5 protein-coding genes are annotated in these 3,679 nt (G+C 68.1%); 1 reads left to right on the top strand and 4 read right to left on the bottom strand.

Annotated elements, in window-relative coordinates; genetic code table 11:
* A partial coding sequence (locus AC1D1G_RS42975; RefSeq protein ID WP_477956683.1) for a carboxyltransferase domain-containing protein occupies positions 1-1,686 on the top strand: 1,686 nt, incomplete at its 5' end.
* A gap of 66 nt (positions 1,687-1,752) precedes the next feature.
* On the opposite strand, the gene AC1D1G_RS42970 is transcribed toward AC1D1G_RS42975, so the two are convergent.
* The 4 genes from AC1D1G_RS42970 to AC1D1G_RS42955 all read right to left on the bottom strand — a co-directional run.
* Positions 1,753-2,004, bottom strand: a complete 252-nt coding sequence (locus AC1D1G_RS42970) for a dihydrofolate reductase family protein (protein WP_283331863.1) — start codon at positions 2,002-2,004, stop codon at positions 1,753-1,755.
* Between the two features lie 29 nt (positions 2,005-2,033).
* Positions 2,034-2,510, bottom strand: a complete 477-nt coding sequence (locus AC1D1G_RS42965; protein WP_283331862.1) for an SRPBCC family protein — start codon at positions 2,508-2,510, stop codon at positions 2,034-2,036.
* Positions 2,507-2,863: an ArsR/SmtB family transcription factor gene (locus AC1D1G_RS42960; protein WP_477956682.1), complete on the bottom strand. Its 357-nt coding sequence runs from the start codon at positions 2,861-2,863 to the stop codon at positions 2,507-2,509. The genes AC1D1G_RS42965 and AC1D1G_RS42960 overlap by 4 nt, the downstream gene beginning before the upstream one ends.
* Before the next feature lie 58 nt (positions 2,864-2,921).
* On the bottom strand, positions 2,922-3,679 hold a 758-nt coding region (locus tag AC1D1G_RS42955; RefSeq protein WP_477956681.1), incomplete at its 5' end, for a dihydrodipicolinate reductase.

The following is a 3,679-nucleotide window of genomic DNA, read 5'->3' as shown; positions in this document are numbered from 1 at the left end:
GGCGCAGTCCTGGACGTCGGCGCGGTGGCAGGACCCGGCCTCCGCATCTACGTACTCGTCCAGGGCGGGCTCGACGTCGACGACTTCCTCGGCAGCGCCTCGACGTTCACGCTCGGCAAGTTCGGCGGACATCAGGGCCGCACGCTGCGGCAGGGCGATGTTCTCGCGGTCGGCGAGCACACCGGCGCCCGCACGGCCGCCGTCCCCGCCGAACACGTTCCGGCCCTGTGCCGTCGCTGGGAGATCGCGGTCACCGAGGGCCCGCACGGCGCACCCGAATTCTTCACCCGCGCCGACATCGACACGCTGTACCAGACCGACTACGAGGTGCACTTCAACTCGGACCGCACCGGGGTGCGGTTAATCGGACCCAAGCCCGACTGGGCCCGCACGGACGGCGGCGAGGCGGGACTGCATCCGTCCAACATTCACGACAACGCGTATTCGATCGGCGCCCTGGACTTCACAGGGGACACCCCGATTCTGCTGGGCCCGGATGGACCGAGCCTCGGTGGGTTCGTGTGCCCCGTCACCGTCGTCGCGGCGGAACGCTGGAAGCTCGGACAACTGGCGCCCGGCGATGCGGTGCGCTTCGTGCCGATCAGGGCCGACCGGGCCGCGTCCACGCGGGCACTGGGGCCCGCGCGGCGGGCGGCGCACTCGACGGTCTTCTCCACCACCGGTGACCGCGACGACGGCGTGATCGCCCGGCGCGACGGCGAGACCGCCGTGACGTACCGGCGGTCCGGCGACGACAACGTCCTGGTCGAATACGGCGACATGACCCTCGACCTCGCACTGCGGGCCCGCGCCCACGCGTTGCACCAGCGACTCGAGGTCGAGAAGCCGGCCGGGCTCCTCGACCTGACACCGGGCATCCGCTCGTTGCAGGTCCGGGTCGACCCCGACGTGCTGCCGATCCCGAAGCTCATGGGGCTGCTCGGCGAGGCGGAGGACGCACTGCCCGCGGCGAACGAACTCGTGGTGCCGAGCCGGTCCGTGCGGATGCCGCTGTCGTGGGACGACCCCTCGACTCGTGAGGCGATCCAGCGCTACATGCACGGTGTCCGTTCAGACGCACCGTGGTGCCCCTGGAACATCGAGTTCATCCGCCGCATGAACGGGCTCGGCAGCGTCGACGACGTCTTCGACACGGTCTTCGGAGCGGAGTACATGGTGCTCGGGCTCGGTGACGTCTACCTCGGCGCACCCGTCGCGACACCGCTCGACCCGCGGCATCGGCTGGTCACCACGAAGTACAACCCGGCCCGAACGTGGACGCCGGAGAACGCGGTCGGTATCGGTGGCGCGTACCTGTGCATCTACGGAATGGAGGGCCCGGGCGGGTACCAGTTCGTCGGCCGAACCACCCAGGTGTGGAACCATCGGCATCCCGAGAAGTCGGGACCGTTCGAGGACGGCACCCCCTGGCTGCTGCGCTTCTTCGACCGGATCTCCTGGTACCCCGTCGAACCGGACGAGCTGATGGACCTGCGATCCGAGGTCGCAGCCGGCCGCGGCGGCGGTATCGACATCACCGAGGGCACGTTCTCGCTCGCCGAGCACCAGCAGTTCCTCACGGCAAATGCCGATCCGATCGGCGACTTCCGAGCCGAGCAGGCCGTCGCGTTCGCCGCCGAGCGGCAACGATGGTCCGCGGCAGGGGAGTTCGCGACGGTGGGCTGACCGTGTTTACGCGAGCATGTCGGTGAAGCTGTCCGGCCTGAGTGCGGCCGCTCGTTCCCGGGGCACCTAACGCACTTCGACGACCCCGTTGCCGTACGACTCGGTGCCCACCAGTTCGAGGTCACGCTGGTCGGAGATCTCCGAGAACCAGGAGGCGCCCGGTGACACGACCGGAGAGACGAAGAGATAGAACTCGTCCACCAGACCCAGCGCGAGGACCGATCGCGCAAAGGACGATCCGCCGGACAGGTGAATGTCCGTGTCCGGCTGTCTCTTCAGCTCCTCGAGGTGGGTTGCGAGCTCATTGTCGGTGGCCACGATGACCTGTTCGTTGTCGGCCTCCTCCGTTACGCCTGTCGCTCGGCCATTTTGGCGAGCTGCTCCGTGACGGTGCCCCAGCCGTCGTAGAAGCCCATTTCCTCGTGCGTGTTGCGGTCGGCGTTGTCCTTGTGCATCACGTGGGCGACGTACTCCGTGCCCGTCGGATGGTCGTTCAACGTGATGATCGCGGTCATGAACGGCTGTTCGGCGGGTCGCCAGCCGCCGACCAGCGAGTTGGTGAACACGATGCGTTCGAGTTCGTCGACGGCGAGGAAGCAGCCACTGATGTGTGGTGCGAATTCACCCCCGTCCTCACTGATCTGGGTCGTGAACGCCCCGCCCGGGCGTAGTTCCATGTCGACGACCCGGCACCGAGACGGCGCGGGGACCCACCATTGCTCGAAGCTGGCGGGGTCGGTCCAGGCGCGCCACACGACCGGACGGGGTGCCCGGATGATGCGCGAAATCGTGAGGTCGAGATCGGGTCTCGCAGTGTCGGTCATTGCGGTGTGTCCTTTGAGGGTGTCGTGACGGTGTGTTCGGTGACGAATTGTTCGAGTCGGTCGGTGCGGCTCTCCCACAGTTCCTGTTGCTCCGCGAGCCACGCCTCGACGGCCGTGAACGGTTCCTTCTCGATCGCGCACGTCCGTACGCGGCCCTCCTTGTGCGTCCGGATCCATCCGCTGTCCTCGAGGAAGTGGATGTGCTTCATGAAGGAGGGCAGGGCCATGTCGAACGGTTTCGCCAGTTCGCTGACCGTCGCCGGGCCCCGGCTCAGGCGGCCCAGCACGGCCCGCCGCGTGGGGTCGGCGAGCGCTTGGAAGATGCCGTTCAGCTGCTCCGGATACTGAGCCATAAGGCAAAGTATTCACGGCAACAATGGTTAGCGCAAGAGCTAACTGATGTGGGTGGTGTCAGCCGAGCTTGCCGTGACCGGGGGTGAGCGGGACGTCCAGGGCGTCGTAGAGCCCCGGCGCGGCCGTCCGCAGCCACGGGATCGCGTTGACCAGGCGCCCCACCGCGGTGGCGTTGCCGCCGGCCGCTCGATTGCCGCCCTCGTCGGTAGCCTCCACGTTCACCTCGATGCGCGGCCGGCCCTCGATGATCACCTTGTGCGCGCCGTCCCCGCCGTCCGGCGGCACGGGCCAGTCCGGGGCGCACGACGGGTGGATCCGCGTGACGTGCTCGATGACGATCAGAGGCTCGCCGCCCACGATGCCCTGCACCTCGAAACGCAGCGCCCCCTGGGTGCCGGCCTCGAACTCGCCCATGAGATCGGTGGTGATCGTCTCGTCCAGCGGCCGGCGCAGCAGCGTCTCCCGGATCTCGTCGAGCTCCACACCGAGGGCCCGGGCGACGAGCCGAATTTGGCCGCCCCACACCATCGTCGGCACGGTCGCCGCGACCATCGGCGGTTCGTAGTCCATCGGCTGGCCCATGCCGACGAGGTATCGCACAGAATTGTGCTGGTCGTAGGTGGTGTAGTCGAAGATCTCCTGGCAACGGATCTGATCGATCGTGCCGGCCAGGCCCGTCATCAGGATCGGCAGGATGTCGTTGCCCCATCCCGGATCGACGCCCGACACGAACAGGGCGCCGCCGCCGGACTTCGCGGCCGCCTCGATCGGGTCGCGCAACTCGGCCGGCGCGTTGCGCTGGTCGTAGAGCGCAT

It is taken from the genome of Rhodococcus sp. P3_B8 (genome assembly GCF_056402775.1).
Note: the sequence above shows the minus strand (reverse complement) of the source record. Positions and strands in the feature narration are given on the sequence as shown.

Coding starts and splice junctions, on each gene's coding strand:
- AC1D1G_RS42960 (WP_477956682.1), bottom strand. CDS start 2,863: ATGGCTCAGTATCCGGAGCAGCTGAACGGCATCTTCCAAGCGCTCGCC.
- AC1D1G_RS42965 (WP_283331862.1), bottom strand. CDS start 2,510: ATGACCGACACTGCGAGACCCGATCTCGACCTCACGATTTCGCGCATC.